At 72.9% G+C, this 22450-nt stretch carries 20 protein-coding genes; 6 read left to right on the top strand and 14 right to left on the bottom strand.

The window, feature by feature from the left end; translation table 11 throughout:
* Window positions 1–3 precede the first annotated feature (3 nt).
* Window positions 4–1701 (top strand): SpoIIE family protein phosphatase, encoded by a 1698-nt coding sequence (locus ACH4D3_RS17910; RefSeq protein ID WP_398323043.1) that lies wholly within the window; start codon window positions 4–6, stop codon window positions 1699–1701.
* A 41-nt stretch (window positions 1702–1742) separates the two neighbouring features.
* Here the strand turns inward: ACH4D3_RS17910 and ACH4D3_RS17915 are convergent, their stop codons facing one another.
* Window positions 1743–2357 (bottom strand): CGNR zinc finger domain-containing protein, encoded by a 615-nt coding sequence (locus ACH4D3_RS17915; protein ID WP_398323045.1) that lies wholly within the window; start codon window positions 2355–2357, stop codon window positions 1743–1745.
* 50 nt (window positions 2358–2407) lie between these two features.
* Here ACH4D3_RS17915 and ACH4D3_RS17920 point away from each other — a divergent pair, with 50 nt between their 5' ends.
* The gene (locus tag ACH4D3_RS17920) at window positions 2408–3337 is read left to right on the top strand and encodes a ketopantoate reductase family protein (protein ID WP_398323047.1); all 930 of its coding nucleotides are present in this window, start codon (window positions 2408–2410) and stop codon (window positions 3335–3337) included.
* A 37-nt stretch (window positions 3338–3374) separates the two neighbouring features.
* On the opposite strand, the gene ACH4D3_RS17925 is transcribed toward ACH4D3_RS17920, so the two are convergent.
* Window positions 3375–4244, bottom strand: a complete 870-nt coding sequence (locus ACH4D3_RS17925) for an alpha/beta fold hydrolase (protein WP_398323049.1) — start codon at window positions 4242–4244, stop codon at window positions 3375–3377.
* Window positions 4245–4379: 135 nt separating this feature from the next.
* Between ACH4D3_RS17925 and ACH4D3_RS17930 the strand changes: the two genes are divergently transcribed.
* Window positions 4380–4889, top strand: coding sequence for a CGNR zinc finger domain-containing protein (locus ACH4D3_RS17930; protein ID WP_398323051.1), 510 nt, complete (start codon window positions 4380–4382; stop codon window positions 4887–4889).
* Window positions 4890–4907: 18 nt separating this feature from the next.
* Here the strand turns inward: ACH4D3_RS17930 and ACH4D3_RS17935 are convergent, their stop codons facing one another.
* From ACH4D3_RS17935 to ACH4D3_RS17970, 8 genes are all read right to left on the bottom strand, one after another.
* Entirely contained in the window at window positions 4908–5726 is an 819-nt protein-coding gene (locus tag ACH4D3_RS17935) for a siderophore-interacting protein (protein WP_398323053.1), read from the bottom strand.
* Between the two features lie 15 nt (window positions 5727–5741).
* A complete protein-coding gene (locus tag ACH4D3_RS17940; RefSeq protein WP_398323054.1) occupies window positions 5742–8030 on the bottom strand; it encodes a glycoside hydrolase family 3 N-terminal domain-containing protein in 2289 nt (762 codons plus the stop codon).
* A complete protein-coding gene (locus tag ACH4D3_RS17945; RefSeq protein WP_398323056.1) occupies window positions 8027–9961 on the bottom strand; it encodes a cellulase family glycosylhydrolase in 1935 nt (644 codons plus the stop codon). Before ACH4D3_RS17945 ends, ACH4D3_RS17940 begins: the two co-directional genes overlap by 4 nt.
* 65 nt (window positions 9962–10026) lie before the next feature.
* Window positions 10027–11070, bottom strand: coding sequence for a LacI family DNA-binding transcriptional regulator (locus ACH4D3_RS17950; protein ID WP_398323058.1), 1044 nt, complete (start codon window positions 11068–11070; stop codon window positions 10027–10029).
* Window positions 11067–11894, bottom strand: coding sequence for a carbohydrate ABC transporter permease (locus ACH4D3_RS17955; RefSeq protein WP_003978411.1), 828 nt, complete (start codon window positions 11892–11894; stop codon window positions 11067–11069). The genes ACH4D3_RS17950 and ACH4D3_RS17955 overlap by 4 nt, the downstream gene beginning before the upstream one ends.
* A 14-nt stretch (window positions 11895–11908) precedes the next feature.
* Window positions 11909–12850: a carbohydrate ABC transporter permease gene (locus ACH4D3_RS17960; protein ID WP_398323060.1), complete on the bottom strand. Its 942-nt coding sequence runs from the start codon at window positions 12848–12850 to the stop codon at window positions 11909–11911.
* 100 nt (window positions 12851–12950) lie between these two features.
* Window positions 12951–14240 carry an ABC transporter substrate-binding protein gene (locus tag ACH4D3_RS17965; protein ID WP_398323062.1) on the bottom strand — a complete coding sequence of 430 codons (1290 nt, stop codon included), beginning with the start codon at window positions 14238–14240 and terminating at the stop codon, window positions 12951–12953.
* A gap of 143 nt (window positions 14241–14383) precedes the next feature.
* The gene (locus ACH4D3_RS17970) at window positions 14384–15331 is read right to left on the bottom strand and encodes an NAD-dependent protein deacetylase (RefSeq protein ID WP_398323064.1); all 948 of its coding nucleotides are present in this window, start codon (window positions 15329–15331) and stop codon (window positions 14384–14386) included.
* A gap of 206 nt (window positions 15332–15537) precedes the next feature.
* Here ACH4D3_RS17970 and ACH4D3_RS17975 point away from each other — a divergent pair, with 206 nt between their 5' ends.
* Together ACH4D3_RS17975 and ACH4D3_RS17980 are read left to right on the top strand one after the other, a co-directional pair.
* Entirely contained in the window at window positions 15538–16380 is an 843-nt protein-coding gene (locus tag ACH4D3_RS17975; protein WP_398323066.1) for a PP2C family protein-serine/threonine phosphatase, read from the top strand.
* Between the two features lie 50 nt (window positions 16381–16430).
* Window positions 16431–17420: an MASE1 domain-containing protein gene (locus tag ACH4D3_RS17980; protein ID WP_398323068.1), complete on the top strand. Its 990-nt coding sequence runs from the start codon at window positions 16431–16433 to the stop codon at window positions 17418–17420.
* A gap of 90 nt (window positions 17421–17510) precedes the next feature.
* Here ACH4D3_RS17980 and rhaS read toward each other — a convergent pair whose 3' ends face one another.
* The 4 genes from rhaS to ACH4D3_RS18000 all read right to left on the bottom strand — a co-directional run bounded on the left by rhaS (window position 17511) and on the right by ACH4D3_RS18000 (window position 21755).
* Window positions 17511–18590, bottom strand: a complete 1080-nt coding sequence (gene rhaS / locus ACH4D3_RS17985) for a rhamnose ABC transporter substrate-binding protein (protein WP_398323070.1) — start codon at window positions 18588–18590, stop codon at window positions 17511–17513.
* 243 nt (window positions 18591–18833) lie between these two features.
* Window positions 18834–20288: an MFS transporter gene (locus ACH4D3_RS17990; RefSeq protein WP_398323072.1), complete on the bottom strand. Its 1455-nt coding sequence runs from the start codon at window positions 20286–20288 to the stop codon at window positions 18834–18836.
* Window positions 20281–20727, bottom strand: a complete 447-nt coding sequence (locus tag ACH4D3_RS17995) for a MarR family winged helix-turn-helix transcriptional regulator (RefSeq protein ID WP_398323074.1) — start codon at window positions 20725–20727, stop codon at window positions 20281–20283. Before ACH4D3_RS17995 ends, ACH4D3_RS17990 begins: the two co-directional genes overlap by 8 nt.
* A 119-nt stretch (window positions 20728–20846) precedes the next feature.
* Window positions 20847–21755 carry an NmrA/HSCARG family protein gene (locus ACH4D3_RS18000; protein ID WP_398323076.1) on the bottom strand — a complete coding sequence of 303 codons (909 nt, stop codon included), beginning with the start codon at window positions 21753–21755 and terminating at the stop codon, window positions 20847–20849.
* 104 nt (window positions 21756–21859) lie between these two features.
* On the opposite strand from ACH4D3_RS18000, the gene ACH4D3_RS18005 reads away from it, so the two are divergent.
* Complete coding sequence (locus tag ACH4D3_RS18005) at window positions 21860–22423, top strand: TetR/AcrR family transcriptional regulator (RefSeq protein WP_398323078.1); 564 nt, start codon at window positions 21860–21862, stop codon at window positions 22421–22423.
* The last annotated feature ends 27 nt before the right edge of the window (window positions 22424–22450 follow it).

Raw genomic sequence — 22450 nt, forward strand, 5'->3', positions numbered from 1 at the left:
GTCGTGAGCGGGATCCCGGAGGGCGGGGCCGGTGCGGCTCTGCGCGCCCTGCTGACGGACTCGGTCGTCGGACTCGCCGTGTGGGACACCGACCTGCGGTGCGTCTGGGCCAACGACGCCCTCGAACGCTACGACGGAATCGCCCGTGGGCGGCGGCTGGGCCGCCGCCCGCGGGAGTCGCTGACCGGGGACACCGACGAACTGGAGGCGCTCGTACGGCGGGTGCTGACCACTGGACGGTGTGTCACCGGCCGTGAGTACCGGGTTCCGACGGAGCCGGGCGGTCGCCGCGACCGCGCCTTCTCGGCCTCCTTCGTGCGCCTGCACGACGACGGCGGCCACGTCCTCGGTGTGTGCATGCTGATGCTGGTCGTCACCGACCGGCGGTGGGCCGGCGACCGGCTGGCCGTGGTCAGCGAGGCCGGCACCCGGGTCGGCACCACCCTGGACGTCATGCGCACGGCACAGGAACTGGCCGACTTCACCGTGCCGTTGATCGCCGACTACGTCACCGTGGACCTGACGGAGGCGGTGCGCCTCGGTGAGGAGCCGCTCGACCGGCTGGGCCGCTCCCAGGGGCGCGTCCCCAAGTTCCGGCGCGCGGGCAGGGCCTCGGTCCACCCCGGCTCCCCGGAGTCCCTGTGGCTGAACGGCGAGGTCGTCTACGTCCCCGAGACCTCGCCGTTCATGCAGGTGCTGTCCTCGGGGCGCCCGCTGCTGCAACCCGTGCTCGACCCCTCCCACGAGGCCTGGCTGGCCGACGACCCGGCGAGGGCCGCGAAGATCCGCGAGTTCGGCATGCACTCGCTGCTGATCCTGCCGATCCACGCCCGGGGCGTCCTGCTGGGCGTCGCGGTCTTCGTCCGCGCCTCGAATCCGACACCGTTCGACGACAACGACCGGGTGCTGGCGGAGGAGTTGGTGGCCCGGGCCGCGCTGAGCCTGGACAACGCCCGCCGCTACACCCGGGAGCACAACACCGCCCTCGCCCTCCAACGCAGCCTGCTGCCGCGCCGGGTGCACGGCGGAACGGCCATGGAGGTGGCCGCCCGCTATCTCCCGGCGGACGCGGAGGAAGGCGTCGGCGGCGACTGGTTCGACGTCATCGGGCTGCCGGGCGGCCGGCTCGCCCTGGTGGTGGGCGACGTGGTCGGACACGGCGTGAACGCCGCGGCCACCATGGGGCGCCTGGGCATGGCCATCCGCACGCTCGCCGACCTCGACCTGCCGCCCGGCGAGGTGCTGAGCAGGCTGGACCGGACCTTCATCCGGCTGACCGAGGACGAGGAGGAGGGCGGCAGCGAGGTCGCGACCATGAGCGCCACCTGTGTCTACGCGGTCTACGACCCCGCGACCCGGACCTGCGCGTTGGCCCTGGCCGGGCATCCGCCGCCCGCGGTCGTGCACCGGGGCGGCGACTACTCGTTCCCCGATCTTCCGCACGGCCTGCCGCTCGGGGTCGGCCTGCTGCCCTTCCCCACCGCGGAGCTGGAGCTGCCCGCGGGCAGCCTGCTGGCCCTGTTCACCGACGGGCTCGTCGAGGAGCGCGACCAGGACATCGAGGTCGGGCTGCGACGCGTGGGGCGCGCCCTGACCCGCGGCGCGGCCACCCTGGAGGACCTGGGTACGGCGGTGATCGGCACCCTGCCCGCCACACCGCCGCCCGACGACGTCACCCTGCTGCTGGCCCGCGGTCGGTGAGCGGGTGCCCCGCCCGGTGGCGTCAGGCCCTCGGGCGTCCCTCAGGGCGCCGATTCCCGCAGTCGTCGCCCTGCCGCCTTGGCCCGGTTGCCGCAGCGCCGCATGGAGCACCACTTGCGCGGCCGGCCGCCACCGGAGTCGAGGCAGAGCATCCGGCACACCTCGGAGGCGCAGGCGGTCAGCCGGGACCGGCGTGCCTCGTCGGTCATGAGATCGATCAGGTCCCGGGCGACCAGCGACAGCAGGGCCTCCTTGCTCAGTGGCCGGCGCCCCTTGGCCACCCACGCGCCATCGGCCGTCAACTCCAGTCGGGGGGCCGCAGGTTCGGTCCGCGCGAGGAGATTGACCAGGTCCACCGACTCCTGCCGTGGCCGGTGCGCGTCCAGGGCGCCGGAGGCGATGTCGTGGGCGGCCGCGCGCAGTGCGTGCAGCGACCGCAGGACGTCCTGGGGGTCGTGGCCGTCCTCCAGCGTCACCCCCACGCCCCGGCACCAGGCTTCGAGGCGTCCGGCGTCGCCCATCCGCTCGACGGGAACCCCGGGCCTGCGCCCCACGGTGGCCACCAGGTTCAGGCACAGCGCCCCGGCGTCGAAGCGCAGGGCCCGCAGCTGGGCGGTGACCCTGGTGCGGGGCGGCTCGTGCGGCACGGCGTCCATGGTTCTATAGTAACCGTTCAGATGGTTACCAAGGGAGCGGGGGCGGAGTCATGCGTATCGCGGTGATCGGGGCGGGCGGCGTCGGAGGCTACTTCGGGGCGCGGTTGGCCGCGGCGGGGAACGAGGTCACCTTCGTGGCCCGCGGCGGGCACCTGGAGGCCATCCGCCGGTCCGGACTGGTCGTCCACAGCCCCCTGGGGGAGCTGCGCACCTCGCCCGACTCCGTCGTGGCGAGCATCTCGGAGCTGGGCCCCACAGACCTGGTCCTCGTCGCCGTGAAGCTGTGGGACACCGAGGCCGTGGCAGAGGAGCTGCGGACCTCGGCGGCGCACGGGGCGCCGGTGCTGTCCCTGCAGAACGGCGTCCACAAGGACGACGTCCTGCGCGGCCGGCTGACGGACGAACAGGTCCTGGGCGGGGTCTGCTTCATCTCCGCGTTCATCGAGGAACCCGGAGTGGTCCGGCACAACAGCCCCTTGCAGAAGGTCGTGCTCGGCCCGTACCGGTCCGGCTCGGCGGCGACCGGCCGGGCCGTGCTGGCCGCGTTCCGTGACGCCGGGATCGACGCCGAGGGCAGCGACGACATCGAGCGGGCGATCTGGGAGAAGTTCGTGTTCCTGGTGGGTCTGTCGGCCACCACGGCGACCGTCCGACAGCCCATAGGAGTCGTTCGCGCCAACGAGCGGAGCAGGCGCCTCCTGTACGAGGTCATGGCCGAGACGGTGGCGGTGGCACAGGCGTCCGGAGTGCGGCTGGACAGCGGCTTCGCCCAGGACCGGTTCGACTTCTGCGACACCCTTCCCGCGGCCATGACCTCCTCCATGCACAACGACCTGGACAAGGGCAACCGCCTCGAACTGCCCTGGCTCAGCGGGGGAGTGGTGGACCTCGCCGACCGGCTGGACGTGCCCGTACCGCGCAACCGGACGGTGGCCGACATCCTCGCGCCGTACGTCCTGGGCCGGCCGGCCGGATCCTGACCGGCGCGGAGCGCGGACCGCTTGCCGCCCGCCCCGCCTACTTCTTGACCCGGGCGAGGAAGTCCCGCATGTGGCCGGTGATCTCCTCCAGGTGGGTCTCCAGGGCGAAGTGCCCGGTGTCGAGCAGGTGGATCTCGGCGTCGGGCAGGTCGCGCAGGAAGGCGCGGGCGCCGTCGGGGCCGAAGATCTCGTCGTTCGCTCCCCACACGGCCAGCAGCGGCACCCGGGTGTCGCGGAAGTACTGCTGGAGCCGGGGGTAGAGGTCGACGTTGGTCGGATAGTCGCGGAACAGCGTGAGCTGGACGGCGTCGTTGCCGGGCCGGTCCAGCAGGGCCAGGTCCAGGGACCAGGTGTCGGGGCTGACGAGGCTCCGGTCGCGGACCCCGTTCAGGTACTGCCAGCGGATCATCTCGGGGCCCAGCGCCGCCCGGGCGGGAGCCTCGGTCTCGGGGGTCGGGTCGTCGGTGTAGGCGAACAGCCCGTCCCAGAAGCCCTTGACGAAGCCGTCGGTGTAGCCGTTGCCGTTCTGGGTGACGATCGCGGTGATGCGGTGCGGGGTCCGGGTGGCGATCCGCCACGCCACCGGCGCCCCGTAGTCCTGCACGTACACCGCGAAGCGCTCCACCCCGAGCTGGTCCAGCAGGCCGACGGTCACGTCCGTGAGGGAGTCGAAGCTGTAGTCGAACGCGTCGGCCGCGGGCATCGCCGAGTATCCGAAGCCGATCATGTCGGGTGCGATCACGTGGTAGGTGTCCGCGAGCTTCGGGATCAGATCGCGGAACATGTGGCTGCTGGTCGGGAAGCCGTGCAGCAGCACGACGGCCGGTGCCTGCGGGTCACCGGCCTCCCGGTAGAAGACGTCCAGGCCGTCGACGGTGGCGGTCCTGTGGTGCACGGCGACGCTCATGGCAAACCCCTTTGGTCACGTTTAGTGGTTAGGTAGAGTCCAGCACGCCGGGGTTAACCTGTCAAGCGGACTTAAGTGGTTAGGTAGAGTTGCTGTAACCTGCCAATGTCGATGAAACGGTTAGGGGTGAGAGCGGTGACCGACAGGGCCGCGGAGGACGTCCTCCTGGAGCTGCTCAACACGACTCCCGTCGTGCGGGGCTCGGCGACCGACGCTCTCGGTGCGCCCGCCGAAGGCCGCGCCTGGGCGCGCGGCCACGGGGGCACCGGGTCGGACGAGGAGGTCGCCCTGCTGGTCGCCGTGCGCGACGCTCTCCAGGACGTCGTCCGGGGGTGGCGGGACCCCGCCTGCCTGGGCGGGTTCCTCCAGGGGGTCAGTAAGCTGCCGGTCATCGAGGACGGCGGGCTGCGATGGGTGCTTCAGGTCCCCGACGCGCACCGCCTGGCCGTCGAGCTGGTGCTGACCTGGGCGCACGTCGAGGAGGCCAGGCCGGGACGGCTCAAGTCGTGCGGCAACCCGGAGTGCCGGCGCTTCCTGCTGGACCGGAGCAAGCCCAACAGCGCCCGGTGGTGCTCCATGGCCGAGTGCGGGAACCGGATGAAGGCCCGGCGGCACTACCAGCGCGCCAAGGGGCCCCAGGCGTAGGGGGAGCGGGCCCGCGCGTCAGGCCGCCGCCATCGCCTCGTGCTTCCAGAAGCCCGAGAAGGTGATGCGCTCCTTCGGCAGCCCCAGCCGGTGCAGGTGCCTGCGTCCCTCGGTGGCCAGGGTCGACTCGCCGACGACGAAGGCGTACCCCGACGCGTCGGCGCGGCCCAGCCGGCGCAGCTCGCGGAGCGCGGCGGCACCGGGGACCGAGGTGTCGTCCCGCCGCACGACCCAGGAGACCGTCATCCCGGCCGGGGCGTTCAGCTCGCGGCGGTCGGCGTCGGTGGGGATCTCCTGGATGAGCCGTCCCACGGTGCCCTCGGGGAGCGAACGCATGATGCTCGCCGTGGCGGGCAGCCCGGTCTCGTCGGCCACCACGGTGACCTCGGAGGCGTCGTGCGGGCAGTCGAAGAGGATGCCCTGGTCGAGCAGGGCGAGCGCGTCCCCGGGCCGGGCGGCGCAGGCCCAGATCGCGGCCCTGCCCTCGACCTCGCCGGTGGGGCCGCGGTGGACGACGAAGTCGATGTCCAGCTCGGCCGCGGTACGGCGGTAGTCGGCCACGGAGTAGTTGGCGCAGTGCGGCCGCTCGTCCTCCGGGATGGCGAGGTAGGGCTGCCACCACTGCGAGCCCGTGAACTCCGGCAGGCGCAGGTCGCGTTGGTGGGGGAGCTGGAGGAACAGGCGGAACCAGTGGTCGTACCCCAGCCACGGAAAGCCGCCGAGCCCCGGCCCGGTGACCGTGACGCGCTGCATGGACGGGGAGACCCGCCGGGTCCGCACCACGCGGGCGCGGAACATCTCCGGATGCTGGGGCGTGAGCCGCCGAACCTTCGCCATGAAGGGAAGGCTAGCCTAAGTTGCCGTCGATTCCGAGTCCGTGATCTCCAGCCGTGCGCCGCGGGTCCGGTCGGACGCCGGGCCCGTCGCCAGCTCGACCGACCCCGGCTCCACCACCGGGCGCAGGTCGCGCCCCACCGAGGCCAGCGTGTCCGGGCCCACCTCGAAGACCGCGTCGGCCTGCGCGCCGGGCGCGAGGCTCAGGCGGACGAAGCCCCGCAGCTCGCGCACGCGCGGCCAGGACGAACCCCCGGACAGGCGGCGCACGTAGAGCTGGACCGTCTCCTCGGCGGGCCGGGACCCCGTGTTGCGGACCGTGACCCGGCAGGTCAGGCGAGGCGCGCGGGTGCCGACCCGGTCGTGCGACAGACGCGGTGCCCCGTACGCGACGCTGGTGTACGACAGACCGTGCCCGAAGGCATGCAGCGGCCCGGCACCCTGGTCGACGTATCCGCGGTAGCGGTGGTCCTTCCCGTTGTAGTAGACGGGCAGTTGGGCGGTCGACCGGGGCACGGACACCGGCAGCCGCCCGCGGGGTTCCGCGTCGCCGAAGAGCACCTCGGCCACCGCACGCCCGCCCCGCGGACCGGGATACCAGGCGCTCAGCACCGCCACCGCGGGCGCGTCCAGCTCGGGCAGGGCGTGCGGCCGGCCCTGGACCAGCACCACCACGACCGGGGTCCCGGTCGCCGACACCGCCGCCAGCAGGGCCCGTTGCCCCGGCGGCAGCGACAGGTCCGCCAGGTCCACCCCCTCGCCGCACGTCATGCCGGACGGCGTCCCGGTGCCGGTGACGGCCGCCCCGTTCACGTCGAAGACCGTGTCCGGGGAGCGGGCACTGGAGCCCCCCAGCACCAGCACGGCCACGTCGGAACCGGCCGCCAGCGCGACGGCCGCCGGGACGTCCGACACGTCGTCACCCACCAAGGCGCACCCCCGGCCGTGCACCACCTCGGTGCCCGGCCCGACCGCCGCGCGGATGCCCGCCAGCACGGTGATCCCGCCACCGGGCCGCTGCGGCGCCGTGTAGTCGCCGATCTGCTGCGCCACGGAGTCGGCGTTGGGACCCAGCACGGCGATCCGCCGCACCGCACGGGACAGGGGGAGGACGCCGCCCTCGTGGGCGAGCAGCGTGACCGACGCACGGGCGACCCGCTCGCCCAGCTCGGCCGGGTCGGGCAGGTCCGCGGCCTCGGACCGGGCCGGAGGCAGCGGCTGTTCGAACAGGCCGAGGCGGAACTTCAGCCCGAGGACCCGCGCCACCGCGGCGTCCAGCGCCGACTCGGACACCAGACCGCGTTCCACCGCCTCGCCCAGCCGCCCGAACGAGTCGTCCCACAGGCCCAGGTCGCACCCGGCGTCGAGGGCCAGCGCCCCGGCCGGAACCGGATCGCCGGTCAGCCGCACCAGGCGGTCCACCGCGGTGCCGTCCGCCATGACGACGCCCTCGAAACCCCACTCCGCACGGAGCAGTTCGGTCAGCAGGTACCGGTTCGCGACGCAGGGCAGGCCGTCGAACTCGTTGTAGGCGGCCATCACCCCGGCCGCACCGGCGGCCACCCCGACCCGGGCCGCCGCCAGGTGCACCTCGTGCAGTTCGCGCGGCCCCAGCTCCGTCGCCGCACTGTTGCGGCCGCCGACCGTGGCGCCCTGCCCGGCGAAGTGCTTGAGGACCACCGCCACCCCCGCCCGCCGCGCACCCTCGACCAGCGCCTCGGTCATCCGCGCGGCGAGGTACGGGTCCTCCGTGAAGCACTCCTCGCTGCGCCCCCAGCGCGGGTCGCGCACCAGGTCGAGCGCGGAGACCAGCGCGACGTGCGCGCCGCGCGCCCGCAGTTCGGCGGCGGCCCCGGCCACCGCGTCGGCGTACAGGTCCGGATCCCAGGTGGCGCCGGCCGCGAGATTGACCGGGAGCACCGTGCCGTCCAGCGCCTGGTGGCCGTGCGGCATCTCCTCCACCAGCAGGACGGGGATGCCCAGCCGGGTGTGGTCCATGACGTACCGCTGCACGGCTGCCGCGGTCCGCGCCCCGTCCGCCGCGTCGAGGCCGTCCGCGAAGCCGACACCGGACCAGGCGTCGGCCCGCTGCAACCCGTACAGTGCGCCCATGCCGTCGAAGGCGGCGACCTCGGCACGGAAGGCGCCGGTGAGACGGTGCCCCTCCCCGGCACGCTCGTAGGCGTCCCAGCCGTACATGCGCTGGTTCACCTGACCGACCTTCTCCGCGAGGGTCATGCGGCCCAGCAGGTCACGGACCCGGTCCGGCATTGGTGCAGCCGGGTCGCGGTAGCGGGGGAGGCTCATCGCAGCTCCAGCACGGCCACGCCGTACGCGTCGAGCGCCACGTCCTCCACCGGGGCGCCGTCGGCCAGGCCGTGCAGCCTCCCCTCGGCGGCCGGACGGACCACCAGCGGGTCGGGACTCTGGCTGACCAGCCACACGAAACGGCGGCCGTCGGCGTGGACCAGGACGTCCGCCGACACGTGCGGGTCGGCGACCGTGACGGGCCGCCGCACCCCCGCCACCTGTGCCAGCGCGCCGTAGAGACGCTGCGTGACATCGGGGTTGACGCGCGCCGTGCGGGCCGCCATGTGCTCCAGCGGATAGGTGGACAGCACCGTCCGGCCCACCCCCGTCTCGTGCACGATCAGGGCCGGCCGCCCGTGGGCGTCCACCGCGACGACCCGGCCCGCACGCGGTACGACGGGCAGATAGGCGCGGCTGTCCTCGTTCCCCGCCACCGGGAAACGCAGCACCTCGCCGGCCCGCAGGCCGCCGAAGTCCTCGGTGAACGTCATCTCCAGCACGTCGTCCTCGATCGGCTCGGCGACGCCGTAGGACAACTGCAGCTCCACGCCGAAGAGCCCGTCGAGGTCGTCGAACCAGGGACCACGGGTGGCAGGGTGCTCGCCGGAGCAGAACGACAGGTACACGGTGGCGCCCTCGGCGGCGCGGCGGGCCAGCTCCCTGCGGGTGCGGGTGGTGAGCTGCCGGGTGGCGGGCAGCAGGTAGAGCGACGCCTCGCCCGGCATCCCGTCCGCCTCGCGGGTGAGCGCCACCGGCAGGTCGGCGGCGCGCGCGGTGACGTAACCCTGGTGCAGGGACGTGAAGATGAGCGGCCGGTCGGCGGGACGGCTGTAGGGATAGCCCCGTTCGAGGAAGGCGGGCACGACGAGGGCGGCGTCCGCGTCGGTCCGGGAGCAGCGCGGGAAGTCCACCGCCTTCAGCACCCCCGCGAAGGCGGCCAGTTCCCGCAGGGGCTCCTTGGGCGCCCCGGTGGAGTCGGTGATGCCGAAGTGCATCTCGAAGGGATGGTGGTCGTAGGGGGACCGGTCCCACAGGTCGTCGTAGTCGGTGTTGTTCCAGGCGAGCCAGCCGGTCGCCCCGCCCAGCAGCGAGTTGTGCAGGGTCTGCCGGTAGAAGATCCCCGCGTTGGCGGCCGAGACCGTGTCGGTGGACAGCCCGAACTCCTCCAGCACGACCGGCTGTCCGGTCACCGAGGCCAGCTCGCACTCGAAGGCGGCCCGGTAGTGCTGCCGCGGCCGGTCGGTGTCCGAGCGGTACACGTGCGGGCCCACGAAGTCGACGTACTCGGCCGTCTCCCGCAGCGAGAAGCCGTTGTCACGGCCGGTCACCTCGATGCCCCACGCCCCGTCGCCCAGCGACACCGGCTGCGTCGCGCCGGTCGCCCGGACCGCGTTGCACATGGCCTGGGCCCACGCGGTCACCACGTCGGTGGCGGGCGGGTCGACCTGGTAGATCCGCCCGTACCCGGGCATCTCGTTGGTGATCAGCCAGCCGGTGACCGCCCGGTGGTCCTTGAAGCGCCGGGCCATGCGGGAGACGAACCACGCCTGGCGGCCCACCATCCACACGTCCTCGTAAAGGTCGCGGTTGCCGCGCCAGGCGGGGTCCCAGTTCTCGCCGGACATGTGGCCGACGATGAACGTCGGTATCGTCCCCATGCCAGCCTCCACATGAGCGTCCAGGAAGTCCTCGAAGCGCGCGCACAGTTCGTCGTCGATCCGGTCGGGCTCCGGGTGGAAGTCCGGCCAGTAGAAGAAGGACCGGGTCGTGTTGAGGCCGTGGCCGGCGAGCACGCGCAGTTCCTCGCGGACGGTCTTCGGATCGTAGTCGCGCCACATCAGCGGGCCGCCGGTGCGGGACCAGAAGTTGGCGCCGAGCCAGGGCAGGACGTCGGGCTGGTGGATGAGCTGGGCGCTGTGGCGTCGCATGGTCCTTCTCGGGTGGTGGGGGTGCGGATGGTGCGTGGCCGCGGCCTGCCGCGGCCGGACGGTGGTCAGGTGGGGGCGGGCCCCGTGGACTCGCGGACGACCAGGCGCGGCCGTTCGGCGAGGGCGGTGTCCTCGACCTCCTCGCCGCACAGGACGAGCAGCATGCGCGCGGCCGCCGCGCCCACCCGCTGCACCTGCTGGTCGACGGTGGTCAGCCGGGGGTGGAGCCAGGAACCGAGCGGCAGGTTGTCGTAGCCGACGACGGACACGTCCCGGGGAACGGCCAGTCCGGCGCGCTGCGCGGTGCCGATGCCGCAGACCGCCATCGAGTCGTTGGCGTACACGATCGCGGTGGGCCGGTCGGCGGAGTCGAGCAGCGCCTCGGTGGCGCCGACGGCGCGCCGCTCGCTGAAGTCGGTGGGCAGCACCGCGAACGGGCGCAGGCCCGCCTCGCGCAGGGCGTCCTCGAAGGCGGCCCGGCGCACACGGGTGTGCTGGAGTTCGGGCGGCCCGCTCACGTAGGCGACGCGCCGGTGGCCGAGGTCCAGCAGGTGCGCGACGGCCTCCGCGATCCCCGCGCCCTGCTCGCGCAGGCCGACCCGCGGGACGACGGCCGTGTCGTCGGGCGATCCGAGCAGCACCGCGGGCAGTCCCAGGCGGGCGAGCAGCGCGGGCCGGGCGTCGTCGTCGCGGGCGTCGGTGAGTACGGCGCCGTCCACCCGGCCCTCGGCCGCGAGCCGCTCGTACAGCGCGTTCTCCTCCCGGTGACCGCTGACCAGGTGCAGCAGCAGGCCGTAGCCGCGCGGCGCCAGTTCGCCCTCTATGCCGGTGATCAGCTCACTGAAGTGCGGGTCGGAACCCAGCACGTCCGTGGGGCGCCGCACCACCAGGGCGAGGCTGCGGGTGCGCGCGTTGCGCAGCGCCGCGGCGGAGGCGCTGGGCGACCAGCCCAGCTCCAGCGCGGCGTCCAGGATCCGGCGGCGGGTCGCCTCGGAGAGCCGGCCCTTGTTGTTGAAGGCCTGCGACACGGCGGCCGTCGACACCCCGGCCGCCGCCGCGACCGCCTTGATCGTGGGCCGGCGTCCGGCCCGCTCGGTGGAGACGCTCACATCTTCACCGCCCCGCTGACCAGGGCCTGCTGCATGCGCTTCTGCAGCAGGGTGTAGACGAGCCACACCGGCACCAGGGTCAGCACCGTGCCCGCCGTCAGCACGCCGTAGTCCGTGCCGGTGATCGACTTCAGCGTGGGCAGGGCCACCTGGACCGTGCGCTGCGCCGGGTCCGGGCCGATGATGACCAGCGAGTACAGGTACTCGTTCCAGAAGGTCAGGAAGTTCAGCAGCAGCACGGTGGCGATGCCCGGCAGGCACATGGGCGTGTACACGTGCCGCAGCACCGCGAAGGTGGACGCCCCGTCCAGCCGGGCGGCCTCCTCCATCTCCGGCGGGATGGTGCGCATGAACTGCACCAGGATCACCACCGACAGCGGCAGTGCCGTCGCGGGCAGGAACAGCACCATGAAGATCCGGGTGTGGAACAGCCCGGTGGCCGCCGCGAGCAGGAAGGTGGGGAAGAGCGCCGCGAACGTCGGGATCAGGAAGCCCAGCGAGAAGACCTTCTCGACCACGCCCGCCAGCCGCCCGGTCGAACGCGCCAGCGCGAACGAGGCCGGGATCGCCAGCAGCAGGGTCAGCGCCAGCGAGAAGACCGTCACCAGCGCCGAGTTGACGACCGCGAGCCCGAGGTCGGCGCTCTCGAACGCGGTCCGGAAGTTGCCGAGCCCCAGGGAGGACGGCGGGGCGAAGGGGTGCGCGAAGATCTCGTCGTTCGACTTGAACGCCGAGGCGAGGAAGTAGTACAGCGGGACGACGAGCAGCACCGCGTACGTCCACACCAGGATGTGGGCCGGGAGCCAGCGCTTGCCGAGCTTCATCAGTGCTGCTCCGATCAGTAGTTCTGGCGGAAGACACGGCGGATCGTCAGCAGCCCGACGAGTCCGGCGAGGAAGAGGAGGACGCCGACGGTCTGGCTGTAGCCGAGGTCGGCGGCGATGAACGCCTTCTGGTAGACGAGGAACGACAGCGTGGTGGACGAGGTGCCGGGGCCGCCCTGGGTGAGCAGCAGCACGTGCTGCGCGGAGCCGAACAGCGTCCACAGGAACTGCAGCATCGTCACCACGCCCACGTAGTCGCGGATGACGGGGAAGTGGACCGACCACATCGTCCGCCAGTGCCCCGCCCCGTCGAGCTGCGCGGCCTCCCCGAGCTCGTCCGGCACGCTGCCCAGCCGGGCGGCGAACAGTACGGCGGTGAAGCCGATGCCCGCCCAGATGTCCAGGGCGATCAGACACGCCAGGGCCGTCGACGGCGAGGCCAGCCAGGCGTCGGCGAGGGAGCCGAGACCGACGCTCTCCAGCCCGCCGTTGAGCAGGCCGTCCGGCGACAGCGCCGCGTAGAACACCATCGCCTTCGCGGGCGTCGAGATCAGCCCCGGGATGAAGAGCAGGTACCGGACGACCCGGTGACCGGGCGGGCGCTGGGCCACGTAGTACCCCAGCATGAACGCGCAGACGATCATCACCGGGACGGCGACGGCCAGTTGTACGGCGGTGTTGCGGACCGCGTCCCAGAACACCGGGTCGTCCAGCACCACCCGGGCGTTGTCGAGACCGGCGAAGGACACCGGCTGGAGCATGCCCGGCCAGTGCAGGGCCGCGATCACGAAGATGGCGAGCAGCGGCCCGACCATGAAGACCAGGTACCAGACCAGCGCGGGCACCGCGAGGACGGTGCCGCCCTGCCGGCGCCGGCCCGCGGCCGGGGCGGGGGAGGGCGGCGGGGCGGACCTGCGGGCCGCGCTCCCGTCCGGCGTCGTCGTGAGCGTCGTCATGCGGTGACTCCCGGGGAACGGGTGGAACGGGGGAGGTGGAGAGGGAGGGTGAGGGGGACGGGGGAGAACCGGGCGGCAAAGCCGTCGGTGTCCGGGCGGGTCATGCGGACCGGTACGCGGACTCGAGGGCGGCGCGCACCCGGGCCGGGCTGGTACCGCGGGTGAAGGAGGTGCTGGTCGCGGTGATCAGCGGCTGCGCGGCGGCGGGCGGCACGTACACGTCGGGCAGCAGCACCTGGCTCACCCCGGAGCCCAGCCGCTGGGCCGCCCCGACCAGCGGGAAGCCGGTGGAGACGGCGTCCGTGCGCAGGGCCATGTCCCGGCCGCTCTCCGTCACGAACCGCGCCACGACGTCCTCGCGGTACATGAACCGCAGGAACTTCTCGACCTGCTCGATCTTGCGGACGCCGTTGGGGCTGATCCAGAAGCCGATGAGGGTGTAGGCGCGGATGACGGTGGGACCGTCGTGCGCCGCCCCGTCGGCCAGCGGCCAGCCGCCGACCTCCGTGTGCCCGGCCACCTTCTCGGGCACCTTGGCCAGGGCGGAGGACATCGCCGACTGGACGGCCGCCTCCTCGGTGTTGAACTGCGTGGTCATCGAGTCGGAGGTGAGGCCCTGGGCCTTGTCCGCGAACGCACCGGCGTCGCGCAGGTGCGCGAAGTACTCGATGCCCAGGCGGGCGCCGCGACCGCCGAAGTCACCCGTGGAGTAGACGTGCCGAGCCTCGTCCTGGGACAGGAACGTCTGGATGATCTGCGCCAGCAGCTTCTGGCCGGTCCAGTCGTTGCCGCCCACGGTCACCGGGGCGATGCCCTTGGCGCGCAGCTTGCGGGCCGCGGCGATCAGCTGGTCCCCCGTGGTGGGGATCGCGTCGATGCCGGCCCGGTCGAGCAGGGCGCGGTTGTAGGCGACGGGCCAGTTCGTGGCGAAGTAGGGAAAGGCCCGGACCCGGCCCTCGTCGTCCGTCCAGTCGGCCAGCGCGGCGGGCAGGACGCGCCCGCGCAGCCCCCAGTCGTCGAGATAGGGCTTGACGTCGACGGTCGCGCCGACATCCGTCCAGGCCAGCGTCTTGTCGTACAGGTTGACCATCACGACGTCGGCCTCCTTGCGGGCCAGCCGTGAGGTCTCGTAGACCTGGGCGAGGTCGTCGCCGTTGACCAGGTTCTTGACCTTCACCCCCGGGTTCTCCTCGCGGAAGCGGTCCACGGCCGCGAGATACGTGGGGGAGCCCGGCGCGGTGGTGCCGAGCTGGGTGTGGACGACGAGGGTGTCCGGGTCGGAGTCCGCCGACGCCAGCGACGAGCAGCCGGACAGAGCGGGCAGGGCAGCGGCCGCGGCCAGACCGGAACCGGCGGCGAGCAGTTCGCGCCGTGTCAGCGATGAGCGCACAGGGGTGGTCTCCAGCCGAGCGGTTAACGATTGGTTAATCGATGTACCTCGTGAGGTGCGAGGACTGTATGGAGTGGCGGGACCACGGTCAAGGGGGTGGCGCGGGGAGATTTCCGGTCCCGTGCGGGACGCGGGCTGCCTGGTCAGGCCGTCGCCGAGTCCTCCATCGAGTCCTCCGCAGAGTCCTCCGCAGAGTCCTCCGCCGCGTCCTTCACGCGGAGGCCGAGCCGGTCCGTCACGGTGGTCAGGGCCGGTCCCAGCGGGAGCGCGATCCTGGTGGCGGCCAGCCGGTCGCCGCGCGTGGCGTCGCGGTTGACGATCAGGACCGGCTTGCCCGCCTCGGCCGCCTGGCGGACGAAGCGCAGCCCCGACATCACCGTCAGCGAGGAGCCGAGGACCAGCAGTGAGGACGCCGCGCGCACCAGCTCGCGGCAGTGTTCGACGCGGCGCGGCGGTACGTTCTCGCCGAAGAACACCACGTCCGGTTTGAGGATGCCGCCGCACACCGTGCACGGCAGCACCCGGAAGTCCCCGACCTGCTCGTCGGTGAGGTCGGCGTCGCCGTCCGGGTTGATTCCGGCGGCCACCGGCGAGAAGCCCGCGTTGGCCTCCTCCAGGCGCCGGGCGAGTTCACGGCGCGGGCTGAAGACGCCGCACGACAGGCAGACGACCCGGTCCAGGCTGCCGTGCAGTTCCACGACGCCTTCGCTGCCCGCGGCCTGGTGCAGACCGTCGACGTTCTGGGTGATCACGCCGGTGAGCAGGCCGTGCCGCCCGAACGCCGCCACCGACCGGTGTCCCGCGTTGGGCCGGGCCCGGCCGAAGGTGCGCCAGCCGAGGTGGCTGCGCGCCCAGTACCGGCGGCGGGCCTCGGGGTGGGCGGTGAAGTCCTGGTAGGTCATCGGCGTGTGCCGGCTCAGGCTGCCGCCCTCGCCCCGGTAGTCGGGGATGCCCGACTCCGTGGAGATGCCCGCCCCGCTGAGCACCAGCACCCCGCCGGCCCGCAGCGCGTCGGCGACGGGTGCCAGGTCGGCGGTGCCCGGCGGCAGGTCCGCTCCCGGGGTCCAGCTCAGAGTGGGGCGCATGCGCATGCGGCAAGGGTACGGAACGCGCCGCCGTCCCCGGCGTGGCGGGGCGCACACCGACGCCGCACGCTTGCGGAGTGCCGCCGCCGACCGCCCGCCACCGCCCCCGGCCGGCCCCGGCATGACCTTTTCCGTCCCCGGTGACAGACTTGCACTGTCCAGGGGGCCCGTGAGGCTCCCGCCGGGAGAGGCGGCCTGGCCGGGAGTGGTCGATGTTCCGCAAGCGTCCCGCACCTGACGGTGAAGAGCTGCTCGCCCGGCTGGCCTCGCTGACCACACGGGCGAAGGAGCTCGCCGAGCTGCGGCGCTCGCAGGTCGAGCTGGCGATCGCCCTGCAGCGCGACATGCTTCCCGCGGACCTGCCCGCCGTCCCCGGCATCCACCTGGCCGCGTGCTACGCGCCCGCGTACGCCGGGCTCAACGTGGGCGGCGACTGGTACGACGCCTTCACCCTCCCCGACGGCCGCATCGGCCTCTCCGTCGGCGACGTCCAGGGCCACGCCATCGACGCGGCCGCCTTCATGGGTCAGGTCCGGGTCGGGCTGCGGGCGCTGGCCTCCGTGACCAGCGAACCCGGCGACCTGCTGGCCTGCACGAACGAACTGGTCCTGTCCCTGAACAAGGACCTGTTCGCCACCTGCACCTTCATGCGCTACGACCCGGCGACCGGCCTCCTGGAGAGCGCCCGGGCCGGCCACATCCCCTGCGTGCGGGCCACGGCGGACGGCAGGGCGGAGGTCTGCCGGGACGAGGGCGGCCCCCCGCTGGGCGTCCTGGAGGGCACCGAGTACCCGGTGACCCGGTACCGGCTCGCCACCGGCGGAGTGTTCGTCCTGGTCACGGACGGCGTGGTGGAGGGACCCTCGCTGAACGTCGACGAGGGCCTGGAACGGGTGGTGCGACTGGCGAGCCTCGCCGCCGTCGTCGGCATGGACGCGCACGCGCTGGCGGCCGCCGTGCTGAAGAACGCCGAGCTGATCGGTCACGAGGACGACGCGGCCGTGCTCGTCGTCGGCCACGACGGGCGTGGCGTTGCGCGCGGCGTTACGCCGTAGGGCGCCACGGAGCGCCTCTCGCCTCGCCGACCCGGCGGCACCGGTGTCTGATGGCTGCTGTGGTGGGTATCCGTGCGTGGCCTCGACCGGTCGTCCTCGCCTGCGCGACGCTGCTGCTCGCCGGCTGCTACTACGCGGCGGGGCGGCTGGGGCTGTCGCAGCAGCTGACCGCGGACGGTTCGATCGTCACGCCCATCTGGCCGCCCACCGGCCTCGCGGTGGCCTGCCTGCTCCTGTTCGGTCCGTGGTGCGTGCCGGGCATCGCCCTCGGCGCGCTGCTGGTCATCGTCTCCCTGGGAGCCCCCGGGCCGGAGACCGCGGGCATCGTGGCGGGCAACACCGCCGCCCCCGTCTGCGCCTGGCTGATGCTGCGCGCGGTGGGGTTCCGGGTGAGCCTGAGCCGGCTGCGCGACGGACTGGCCCTCGTCTTCCTTGGGGCGCTGACCGCGATGCTGATCAGCTCGGGAACGGGCATCGGCATGCTCCTGCTGTCGGGCAAACTCCCCACCGACCACCTCGACCTCGTCTGGCTGGCCTGGTGGGTCGGTGATGCCATGGGCGTCGTCCTCGTCACCCCGCTGCTGCTCCTGCTGTACCGCGCCCGCCTGCCGCCCCCGTCCGCGCGCTGGACCGAGGCCGCCGGGCTCACCGTGGTCGTGTGCGTCCTGGTGCCGCTGATCATGTACAGCTCGGTCAGCGTGCTGTTCCTCGCCTACCCGATCCTGATCTGGTCGGCGCTGCGCTTCCAGCTGGCGGGCGGCATCCCGTGCGCCCTGTTCGTGTCGGTGACGGCCACCGTCGTGGCCCGGCAGGAGGCCGGCTCCTTCGGGAAGCTGACCGACATCGAGACGATGATGAAGCTCCAGGCCTTCAACGGCACCCTGGGACTGACCGCGCTCCTGCTCTCGGCGGTGATCAGCGAACAGCTCAACACCAGACGGTCGGTGGAGCGCGCCTGCCACGAGCTGGTCGAGGCGTTGCAGCACCTGAACGCCGGCGGCTCCGGGACTCCGGGTCCGCCCGGAGGAGCCGGCCGGTGAGCGCGGTGCCGGGCGCCCGCCGCCCCGCCGCCCCTCCGTCGGCGGCACCCACCCGGACGGCACCCGTCCGGGCAAGTGCGCGCGTGGGCGTCAGAAGTCGTAGTCGTCGATGTTCCCGGCGTCGAAGACCGTCGGATCGCCGAGGGTGATGACCCCGTTCCCGGTGAGCTGGAACCAGCCCATGTCCCCGGCCAGGAACATCTGTCCCTCCCGGCCCGTGATCTGCCCGGAGGCGAGGGCCACCGCGGCGTGACCGGCCAGCTCGCCGAGCTTGGCCGGGTCCCACAGCAGGAACGCCTCCACCGTGCCGTCCTTGATGTAGGGACGCATGTCGTTGGGGGCGCCGAGTCCGGTGAGCTTCACCTCGCCCTTGTACTCCGACTGGGACAGGTACTTCGCGGCCGCCTTGATCCCGTTGGTGGTGGGGGAGATGATCCCCTTCAGCTTCCCGTGCTCCTGGAGCAGTTCCTCGGCCTTCCGGTACGACTTCTCGGCCTCGTCGTCGCCGTGGACGACGTCCACCAGCCGCATCTCCTTGTACCGCGGATCCTCCAGCTCCCTCTTGATGCTGCTGATCCAGGCGTTCTGGTTGGTCGCCGTCTGCGCGGCGGACAGGATCGCGATGTCGCCCTTGTAGCCGATCTGTTCGCCGAGCAGTTCCAGCTGCCGTACGGCGATGTCCTCGGCGCTCGCGGGGGAGACGAAGGCGTAGCGGCACTCGGGTTTCGTGTCGGAGTCGTACGTGACGACCTTGACGCCCTCCGCCATGGCCTTCTTGAGGGCGTCGCACAGCGCGTCGGGGTCCAGCGCCGAGACGGCGATCGCGTCGGCCTTCTGCTCGGTGAGGTCGTTGATGTGCGCCACCTGCCCGGCGGCGTCGGCGCCCTGGTCCGTGCCCACCTCCTTGAAGGCCGAGCCCAGTGACTCGACGGCGCGCTCCCCGCCCCGGTCGGCGACCGAGAAGTAGGGGGTGTTCACCTGCTTGGGAAGGAAGCCGACGGTCAGCCCCGTCTTGGTGGGCGCGTTGGGGGAGGCCTCGGCGTTCTTGGCGTTCGTCGCCGTGCCGTCGTCCGCGGAGCCGTCGCCGTCGCCGCACCCGGCGGTGAGGAGACTGAGGGAGGACACGGCGGCGACGAGTACGGAGGCACGGCGTGCGGGGGTTCGGTGCATGTGCTTCTTTCGATGAGTCGACATGCGGCGACCGAAGACCGTTCACCAGGGTGCGTTCAGCCATGGCGGTCTTGCGGGTGCGCGGAAGTCGCGTGGGGGCCGCCCGAGCGTGGGGCCAGGGCACTGAAAGGATTCAATCGAGCTTGACCGGGACGTTAGGCAGAAACGCCGTTGTGGTCAATGGACTTGCGGGAAACAGTTCTTGGGCCCGCGGTCCCTCGGGCCTGCCCCCGCGGGGGTTGCTCAGTCCGGTGCCCGCGTGCCCGTTCCCGGCGCCCGGCCGAGCGTGCGGTCGAAGACGGTGAGCAGCAGGTAGAGCACCGCGGCGCCGAGCATCACCCAGGCGAGCCGGTGCAGGCCGCCGGTGTCGGCCCGTTGCCCGAACGCGGCGGCGGCCGCGGAGGAGGCGACCATCGAGCCGACGTAGGCGAAGGTGCGCAGCAGACCGGCGGAGGAGGCGGTGCGCTCCGGATCGGCCTGGAAGTAGACGGAGTTCTGCAGGGCCAGGCTGTTCAGTCCCTGCGGGACGCCGAAGACCAGCGCGACCAGCAGCAGCGTCCACAGCGGGCTGTCCCCGCCCAGCGTGAGGATCACCAGGCACGCGGCGATCTGTCCGACCGCGCCGAGCAGCAGTTTCCCCCGCACGCTCGTGCTGCGCCCCGACACGACGGAGACGCCTGTCGCCAGCAGGAACATGGGGATCTGGGCCAGACCGGCGTGGAAGGGGGTCAGCCCGAAACCCTCCTCGGTCCACTGCGTGAAGCCGTAGAGGAAGGAGTACGAGACGACGTAGGCGACGAGCGCCCGCCCGTAGGTGGCGAGCAGCGGGGGGTTGCCGCCGAGTACCCGCAGGTCGATGAAGGGCGTGGCGGCCCGCAGTTCCCGTGCGGCGAAGGCCGCTCCCGCGGCGGCGGCGAGCGCGAGCAGGTACCAGTCGCGCAGGTGCAGGTTCATCAGGAAGAGCAGCAGCGAGACGAGCATCGCGGCGAACAGCCCCATGCCGGGCAGATCGAGCCGGGCGGCCAGGCTCGCGCGCGGTGTGGATCCGCCCGTGGATCCGCTCGTGGATCCGCCCGAGGGGTCCTCCGCGGGCTCCGCCTTGGGCAGTCGCAGCAGCCCCAGCAGCACGGCCGCGAGGGCCAGCGGCACGTTCAGCGCGAACGTGGCACGCCAGCCGCCCACCGCGATCAGCAGCCCGCCCAGCAGCGGCCCGACGACGGCGACGGTCTGGTTGGCGACCGCCAGCGCGGTCAGCACCCCGCCGGGGCTGTCCCGTCCGGTGCGCTCGGCCTCGCTGCGCACCAGCGCCATGGCCGCGGGGTATCCGGCGCAGGTGCCGAACCCGAGCAGGACCCGCGCGCCGATCAGCACACCCAGGCTGGGCGTCAGGGCGCCCACGACACCGGCGACGCCGACCAGACCGGTGCTGAGCAGGAAGAGCCGGCGCGGCCCGAAGAGGTCGACGAGCCGGCCGACGACCGGCTGCCCGAGCGCCGTGGCCAGGTAGAGGGCGGAGACGAGCCAGGCGGTCTGCGAGGCCGGTGCGCCGAGCGCCCTGCCGATCGGGACGAGGGCGACCGCGATGATCGTCGAGTTGACCGGGTTGAGCACCGAACCCAGCAGCATCGGCGGCAGCAGTCCGCGGTCGAAGCCGGGCTTGTCCGTGCCGAGGGCCGGGCCCGCCTTCGCGTCAGTCACGGGTCAGTCGCCCCAGCACCGCCATCGCCGCGATCACGGTCCGGCGTTCCTCCTCGGTGCAGCGCTCCTGCAGCCGCCCGGCGAGCCATTCGGTCCGGGCCTGCCGGCCCTCCGCCACGCGGCGGACGCCCTCCGCGGTGAGCGTGATCAGCAGGCGCCGTCCGTCGTGCGGGTCGGGGTGCCGCTCCACCAGCCCCATGGAGGCGAGCGCCGCGACCGTCGCCGTCATCGACTGGTGCCTGACCCCTTCGGTCGCGGCGAGTTCACTGGCCGTGACGCGGCCCCGGTCGGACAGCCGGGCCAGCACCGAGGCCTGGCCCAGAGTGAGGTCCTCGACCTCGGAGGCCTTGAGGATGCGCCGGCGCAGCCGGCTGATGACGGCGCGGACCTCCCGCGACGCCTGGACCGCCGAGGGGGAGGGGCTCTCGTTCTCGCTCATGCCTCCAGGCTAATGTCCACAGGATGAGCTGTACAGCTTCACCTGTATATTGCTTCTCCGGTGGCGCCCTGTGGTCCCGTGCCGCCCCGTGGTGCCGTGCCGCCCCGTGTTCCCGTGCGTCAGGCCGAGGCCGGCACGTGCGCCCTCGCCCAGGCCCTGAAGGGGGTGAGGGGAATGCCCAGGTCGCGGGCGAAGCGGGGGAGAGCGGGCTGGGGATGCTCGTTGAGGGACGACTGTCCGAACCCCATGTCGGGCATCCCGGCGGCGACCGCCTCCTCCTCGGTCATGTCGGGCGGGGTCAGGGTCGTGCCAAGGTGCCCGGAGAGGATCTCGGCGATCTCCGTCATCGTCAGCAGGTCGCTCGCCAGCTCCAGTTCGACCCGGTCGAACCGCTCCGGCTCCGCCACCGCGGCCGCGACGGCCGCACCGATGTCGTCGACCGCGACCAGGGACAGCCGGGTCGAGGGCTTCAGGAGGCTCACCAGGCCACCCCGTACGCCCCGCGGGAAGACGATCGCCTCCGAGGGGAGCAGGTTCTCCATGAAGTAGCAGGGCTTGACGATCGTCCAGTGCGCGAACCCCGCCTCGCGCACCCGGTCCTGGATCCCGGCCTTCGCGGAGTAGTAGGGCTCCATCCACTCCCAGCGGTCCTTCACCCAGCTCGTGTGCTGCCCGGCACCGGAGACGGAGGTGTGCACGAACTGGGGCACCCCCGCCTCCCGGGCGGCCTCGATCAGGAGGGCGGCCTGGTCGACCTCCCCCTCGAAGCCGCGCCGGGCGAAGTCGGGCATCTGGACGGAGAAGACGGCGCGGGTCCCGGCGGCGGCCCGGACCATCGAGTCGCGGTCGTCCAGGTCCCCGGCGACCAGCTCGGCGCCGAGTGCCGCGACCGCCGCGGCCCGCTCGGACGAGGGGTTGCGGACCAGGGCGCGGACCGGAACGCCGGAGGCGAGCAGGGCGCGGGCGGTCGCGCCGCCCTGCCGGCCGGTCGCTCCGGTGACCAGGACGGGTGCTGAGGAAAGAGGCATGGGTGAGTCTCCCGGGTGAGGGGCGAATAAGTGGCGGGGTCCGCCATTTAGCTGCGGGGTACGATACGGAGGACCCCGCCGTTTAGCAATGCCGAGAGGACGCCATGCCCCACCACCAGCGCGCGGACGCACGGCGCAACTACGCCCGGATCCTGGCCGTGGCCGAGCGCGAGGTCGCCGCGCACGGCGCCGATGCCTCCCTGGAGCGGATCGCCCGGGTCGCGGGTGTCGGCTCGGCGACGGTGCGCCGGCACTTCCCCGGACGCGGCGCCCTGCTGGAGGCGGTGTTCCGCGAGCGGATCGAGTCGCTGTGCGCCCGCGCGGCCGCGTCGGCGGACGCGGTGGACGCCCGCGCCGCCCTCCTGGACTGGCTGGACGGGTTCACCGAGTACGCCGCGTCCGCGCGGGGCATGGCCGAGGCGCTGGCCCAGGACCGGCTGCTGGAGCCGGAGCGGGTGAGCACCTGCTCGGTGAAGCTCGAAGGGGCGGTCGAGCCCCTGCTGCGGCGCGCCGCCGAGAGCGGGGCGGTAGCGCCGGACGTCACCGCCGCCGACCTGCTCGCACTGGTCACGGGCATCGCCCTGGCCACGGAGGGCCATGCCGACCCCGCCACCGAGGGGCGCCGCCTGCTGGAACTGACCGTCCGGGGCATCAGCCCGGCGAGGTGAGCGCGCCAGCCGGGTCTTTCGCTCCGG

Source organism: Streptomyces sp. NPDC018026 (assembly GCF_044327745.1).
GTDB classification, from domain to species: Bacteria; Actinomycetota; Actinomycetes; order Streptomycetales; family Streptomycetaceae; genus Streptomyces; species Streptomyces rubrogriseus.